This is a genomic window from Paenibacillus humicus NBRC 102415, from assembly GCF_004000905.1.
In the GTDB taxonomy this organism is placed as follows: Bacteria; Bacillota; Bacilli; order Paenibacillales; family Paenibacillaceae; genus Paenibacillus_O; species Paenibacillus_O humicus.
The window spans coordinates 1-5,731 of sequence record NZ_BIMD01000092.1; the positions used below are offsets into that span (position 1 = coordinate 1).

General features: G+C 63.4%; 5 protein-coding genes. 3 read left to right on the plus strand and 2 right to left on the minus strand.

What is annotated here, in order from left to right:
• Nucleotides 1-209 precede the first annotated feature (209 nt).
• On the minus strand, nucleotides 210-665 hold the full coding sequence (locus PHU01S_RS25295) for a hypothetical protein (RefSeq protein ID WP_127510466.1): 456 nt from the start codon (nucleotides 663-665) through the stop codon (nucleotides 210-212).
• Between the two features lie 247 nt (nucleotides 666-912).
• On the opposite strand from PHU01S_RS25295, the gene PHU01S_RS26945 reads away from it, so the two are divergent.
• A complete protein-coding gene (locus PHU01S_RS26945; RefSeq protein ID WP_281279861.1) occupies nucleotides 913-1,038 on the plus strand; it encodes a hypothetical protein in 126 nt (41 codons plus the stop codon).
• A 120-nt stretch (nucleotides 1,039-1,158) separates the two neighbouring features.
• On the opposite strand, the gene PHU01S_RS25300 is transcribed toward PHU01S_RS26945, so the two are convergent.
• Nucleotides 1,159-1,932 carry an ABC transporter ATP-binding protein gene (locus PHU01S_RS25300; RefSeq protein ID WP_049868452.1) on the minus strand — a complete coding sequence of 258 codons (774 nt, stop codon included), beginning with the start codon at nucleotides 1,930-1,932 and terminating at the stop codon, nucleotides 1,159-1,161.
• Between the two features lie 160 nt (nucleotides 1,933-2,092).
• Between PHU01S_RS25300 and PHU01S_RS25305 the strand changes: the two genes are divergently transcribed.
• The gene (locus PHU01S_RS25305; protein WP_049868451.1) at nucleotides 2,093-2,986 is read left to right on the plus strand and encodes an AraC family transcriptional regulator; all 894 of its coding nucleotides are present in this window, start codon (nucleotides 2,093-2,095) and stop codon (nucleotides 2,984-2,986) included.
• A gap of 137 nt (nucleotides 2,987-3,123) precedes the next feature.
• On the plus strand, nucleotides 3,124-5,731 hold a 2,608-nt coding region (locus PHU01S_RS25310), incomplete at its 3' end, for a choice-of-anchor I family protein (protein WP_174806407.1).

Here is a 5,731-nt window from a genome sequence, read left to right on the forward strand (position 1 = left end):
CAAGGGCGACGGCGGCGGCTCCAAGCCGCGCGGCAGCTCCGGCGGCGACCGGGGCAGCGGCGGATCGCGCCAAGAACGCAAGCCGGGCAAGCGCTAGACGGGCTTGCCGCTACAACGGGAAAAGCCTTCATTCCGCCGACGTGCGGAATGAAGGCTTTTTTTGTGCGTCGTGCATGAAAACCGCCTGCGGATTGCGCGTGCCTGCAGGCCTATACCTGGACCTCGACAGGCTCGTCGGCGCCTTTTACCTTCACCAGCATCGCCTTCACGTTCTGAGACTCGCCGAGGTTGACGTTTTTCGCATTGAACTCGAAGCTGTCCTCGAGCGTTATGCGCTGTCCTTCGTCTACCGTCTGGGCGATCTCCTTGCGCAGCGAGCGCCCAGGATCGTTCAGCAGGAGATTGCCTTTCAGCACGGGCTCGACCCATTCGACTTCAATCGGCTTCTCGCTGACATTCTCGAGCGTGACCCGATAGGTGAACTTCTTCCAGTTGTCCTTGTTCGCCATGATTTCCAGACCTTCGGTGGCGCTGCGGGTTTTCCACCCTCCGGACACGGGGGAGGAGAAGTTGCAGCCCGCCAGCAGAAGGGAGGGCAGGATGGCGCAAAGGACCAGAAGCGTAAACAGGCGGCCAGCAGGCCGTATTTGGTTCGAGCGGTACATGGCGGCAGCTCCTTTATCGTAAGTTGATCATGAATGGGCTTCAGAGGGATCGCATAGGCGCACAGGCGAAAAGATGCAGAGGCTTGCGTATTGATTCCAGTGTAAAGGCTGCGCCGCCGGCGATGCAAAGGACGGAATGTGACAGTTGCCGGTCATCTCGCGGATGCGTCTATTTTGTGAAGATCATCCTAATATTTGCTCCTTGTTCGGGTTGTAGTACATTATTTTGCCGAAGGGGCTGGAATGCATGCCTGGGCAACAGGGCTTGGGGCTTGTCGCAGCCGCCGCTTTTCCGCCCTGGCAGGAATCCCAGGGTCAAGAACAGCTGGCCGACGCAGCGGAGCGGGGCAAGGAAGCTCTGCAAGCTCCATGACAAAAAGCCCGGCATGCCGGGCTTTTTTGCTTTCTATCGGAGCTGCGGATTCATCTCCATAGGGTCGGGAAACAGAAAAAACATACCGCCGCAGGCTGCTCCAGCAGCTCTCCTGCTCTGCTATTCAGCGCGGACAAAATATCGGTCGCCATGGCGCTCCACGGCGACGGGGGCCTCGAAAAACCGGCTCAGGGTTCCGTCTGTCAGCACGTCGCCCGTGCTGCCGCTGCGGAACACCTCTCCTCTGCGCAGCAGCAGGGCATGGCCGAAGACAGGCAGGATCTCCTCCGTATGATGCGTGACGTAGATCAGCGAAGGGGCGTCGTGCTGCCGCGCCAGCCCGTCGATGCTCTCCAGCAGCCGCTCGCGCGAGAACAGGTCGAGGCCGTTGCAAGGCTCGTCCAGGATGAGGATGCGCGGGCGAGCCATCAGGGCGCGGGCGATGAGCAGCTTCTGCTTCTCGCCCTGCGAGCAGGTGCCGTATTCCCGATCCCACAAATGGGCGCAGCCGAGCGTCGCCATCAGCTCCCGCGCCGTCTCGAGGTCTTCCTCCTGCACCTTGTCGTAGAGTCCGATCGTCGCATGCTTGCCGCTGATGACGACAAGCTGGGCGCGGTCGGTCTTGTACAGCTTCTCTTGCAGCGAGTTGCTGACCCACCCGATGGATTTGCGCAGCTCCCGCAGATCCACTTCGCCGTACCGCTCTCCGAGCACCTCGACCGAACCCTCCGAGGGCCAGATGTAGCCGCAAATGATGTTGAGCAGCGTCGTTTTGCCCGACCCGTTGAGGCCGAGCAGCGCCCAGTGCTCTCCCGGCTTCACCTGCCAGCTGATGTCCTGGAGCAGCACGCGCTGCTCCCTTCGCCACGACACATGGTTCAATTCGATGATCATGGTGGTTCAGACTTCCTTTCCGTTTCTTCTCTGCCGCCCGTCCCCGTCCATTGACAAGCGCCGCTTATCCTCCTATCGTAACCCTAAACGGCCCGATGCGTCACCCGCGAATGATGCGGAACTGCCGGCCGCAATAATCGCTACAGGGGGCGAAGGGCGGATGGAAATGATGTTTCAGACCGGAGCGGTCGAGCTCTGGAGAGGCGCCGAAGGCTTCGCCAATACGCCCCACATCCATGAAGACTGGGTGCAGCTGACGCTTCCGGTCCAGGGCAGCTGCGAGTTCATCCAGGACGGCAGAGCCTGGGGGCTGAAGCCGGGCAGCGGATTGGTGCAGCCGCCCCGGGCTCTGCATCACTTCCGGCTGGAGAAGGGGGCGTCGGTGATCATCCTGAAATGCCGGGAGGACGCTGTGGCGGCGCCAGCCGCTTCCTCCGGTCATCCTTACGAGAATATGGCCAAGAGCTTCGATGCCGAAGCGCTGTCGCGCCGCTTCCGCATCTGGTCCGGCCAATTGATGAAGGCGCAGCTTGCCGGGGAAAGTGATGTCCGGGGGACCGAGCGGGAAATCATGGCGTACATGAACGGGATTCTCTCGGCCGCCCCCGGGACTGAAGCTCGGCAAGAGCAGCCGGGCGCGGGATTAGCCGGGTTTCCCCTGCTTGCTCCCGAATCCGGCTCCGCTTGTGCAGAGATTGCCGCCGGTGGCTCGTCAGGTTCGGCGGTTCCGACCGCCGCAAGCCCTTGCATGCAAAAAGTCGTCGACTTCATGAAGGAAGGCTACGCCGGCCGAATCACAATTGAAGAGCTCGCCTCGATCGCCTGCTTGAGCCGGTTCCACTTTATCCGGTCGTTCCGGGCCGAGACGGGGCTGACGCCTTACCAATACTTGCTGCGGCTGCGCATCGAAAAGGCGAAGGACCGGCTCTCCCGCTCTTCGGATTCCGTGTCCCATATCAGCGGGGAGCTCGGCTTCTCCAGCCCCAGCCAGTTCTACCGCTCGTTCCAGAAGCTCGCGGGCACGACGCCGCAGGCTTACCGCAGCCGCTGGTGAAAGGGCGTGCGGCCTTCATGAATTCTTAACATGGATGTGATTCCTCCTTTACATCTCCTTGATATGCTGACAGGCAGGAAGCAAAGCGGGCAGCAGGCCTGGTACCGGCATGTCCGCATCAGAGGGGGAAACGGAAGATGAACCGCTACAAACGCAAAATGAGCCGCACGCTGGGGCTTACGCTCAGCTTGTCGGCTGCGGCGATGGCGCTGCTGCCCGCCGGAATCGGCACCGCACAGGAGGGCGGCGCGGAGCCGGCCTCCATCGTCGGACAAGCCTTGGCCGCGCCGGCAGCCGACGCTGCCGATGTACCGACAGCTTCGGCTGCCGTTTATAAGGACCTGTTCAGCGTCACGAAGATCGGCTCCTACAGCGAAGGGGTCACGAACAAGGACGGCGGCGTAGCCGAGATCGTCAAATACAACCGCGACAACGGAAGGTTCTACCTCGTCAACGGCTCGGGCAACCCGCCGAGCCTCGACATCGTCAAGCTGGCCGAGGGACAGATGGTCAAGGAGAAGCAGATCGACATCCGGGCGCTTGCCGAGCAGGAGAGCGGATTCCTGTACGGGGACTTGACGAGCGTGGATATCAATACGGCCGCGGGCCGCGTATTCGCCGCCGTGCAGGCCAAGGGTGCCGGGGATCCGGGCCGTATTTTGGAGCTTGACTACGAGGGCAAGCTGATTCGGACATATGAGGCGGGCTCCCAGCCGGATATGGTGAAGTCGACGCCGGACGGGCGTTACGTGCTGACGGCCAACGAAGGCGAGCCGCGCGAGGCCGGCATCGATCCCGAAGGCAGCGTCACCATTGTCGACCGCCAATCGCATTCGGTGCGCCATGCGAAGTTCGACGATCCCTCCATCATCGACGATCTCGTTCATATTCGCGGCGATGCGGACGCAAAGGGGCTGATTACGGGGCCGGGAACGAAGGAGCGGGCGCTCACGGATCTGGAGCCGGAATATATCGCCTTGTCCGGGGATGCGGCCACGGCTTATGTGACGCTGCAGGAGAACAACGCCGTCGCGGAGCTGGACATCGCATCCGGCAAGTTCCTTTCGGTGAAGGGGCTGGGCTTCAAGGATTTCAGCAAGCCGGAAAATGCGCTCGACCTGCTCAAGGACGGCAAGATCTCGCTGGAGAACGTCCCGTTCTTCGGACAATACATGCCGGACGGCATCGCATCCTTCCAGGCCGGGGGCAAAACGTATCTGATCACCGGCAATGAGGGCGACGCCACCGACTTCCCCGGCCGCAAGAACGGCTCGACCGTCAAGGATCTGAAGGCCGCTCTGGATCCGAACTCGGCGGCTGCGAGGTTCCTGAACGGAACGACCGTCTACGACAAGGTCGAGGCGTCGAGCGACATGGCCAAGGACGGTATTTACATGTACGGAGGACGCTCCTTCTCCGTCTGGGACGCCGCTTCGATGAAGCAGGTGTATGACAGCGGCAGCGGCTTCGAGCGGATTACGGCCGAGCGCCTGCCGAACAACTTCAACGCCTCCAACGACAAGCCCGACATGGATTCCCGCAGTCCCAAAAAAGGGCCGGAGCCCGAGGATGTGAAAATCGGACATGTCGGCGACCGGACGTTGGCCTTTATCGGCCTGGAGCGTGTGGGCGGAGTGATGACGTACGACGTGACGAATCCGGAAGACGCCCGTTTCGTCAACTACACGAACACCCGCGATTTTGGAGCCGGCGATCCGCTTGCTTCGGATACGGCGCCGGAAGGCATCGAATTCATCTCCGCCGCGGACAGCCCTACGGGCCAGCCGCTGCTGCTGGTCGCCTTTGAGGTCAGCGGCACGGTCGGCGTGCTTCAGCTCAACACGACCCGGGTGACGCTGGACCGCAGCGATATCGCGCTGACGGCAGGCGGCGACGCCGCATCGCTGAAGGCGACAGTGGCAGCGGGCACGTACGGCTCGGACAACGGCGCGGTGACGTGGACCTCCTCCGCGCCGGACATCGCCTCCGTCGATGGTTCCGGCAAGGTGACCGGGCATAAAGCCGGCACAGCCGTCATCCGCGCCGTGAGCGCCGACGGCTACGGCGCCGCCGAGGCTGCGGTGAAGGTAGCGGCTGCGACGCCGACGCCGAGCGGCACGCCGACGCCAAGCGGCACGCCGACGCCGAGCGGCACGCCGACACCGAGCGGCACGCCGACGCCGACGGCAACTCCGGTGCCATCGGCTACGCCAGCGCCATCGGCGTCTTCGAGTCCTTCCGCCGTTCCGACGGCCAGCCCGGCGCCGACGCCGTCCCCTTCGGCTCCGCTGTTCCGGGACATCAGCGGCCACTGGGCCTCGGATTCCATCCGCCAAGCATCCGCCCAAGGGCTGCTGACCGGTTACGCCGACGGCAGTTTCCGTCCGAACGAGCCGGTTACCCGGCTGGAGCTCACCGTCATGCTGCTTCGCGCCATGGGAGTAAAAGAGCCCGGTCCGGCTGGAGCGTCCGGCTTTTCCGACGGCGCCTCCATTCCGGCCTGGGGCCGGGCATTCGCCGCTGAGGCTGCCAAGCGCGGGCTGGTGTCCGGCTACGAGGACGGCAGCTTCCGTCCCGAACAGCGCGTCACCCGCGCCGAGCTGGCTGTGCTGCTGAGCCGCGCGGCAGGGCTCGAAAGCGGCAAAGCCGCGGCGTCCGGCTTCTCCGATGCGGCGCTCATTCCGGCCTGGGCGCGCGCTGCAGCCGCGTCCGCACAAGCGGCCGGCCTGCTCCAGGGCCGCGAAG

Excerpts from the sequence above, each read along its gene's own strand:
- PHU01S_RS25295 (WP_127510466.1), bottom strand. The coding sequence starts at position 665 with ATGTACCGCTCGAACCAAATACGGCCTGCTGGCCGCCTGTTTACGCTT.
- PHU01S_RS25305 (WP_049868451.1), top strand. The coding sequence starts at position 2,093 with ATGGAAATGATGTTTCAGACCGGAGCGGTCGAGCTCTGGAGAGGCGCC.
- PHU01S_RS26945 (WP_281279861.1), top strand. The coding sequence starts at position 913 with ATGCCTGGGCAACAGGGCTTGGGGCTTGTCGCAGCCGCCGCTTTTCCG.
- PHU01S_RS25300 (WP_049868452.1), bottom strand. The coding sequence starts at position 1,932 with ATGATCATCGAATTGAACCATGTGTCGTGGCGAAGGGAGCAGCGCGTG.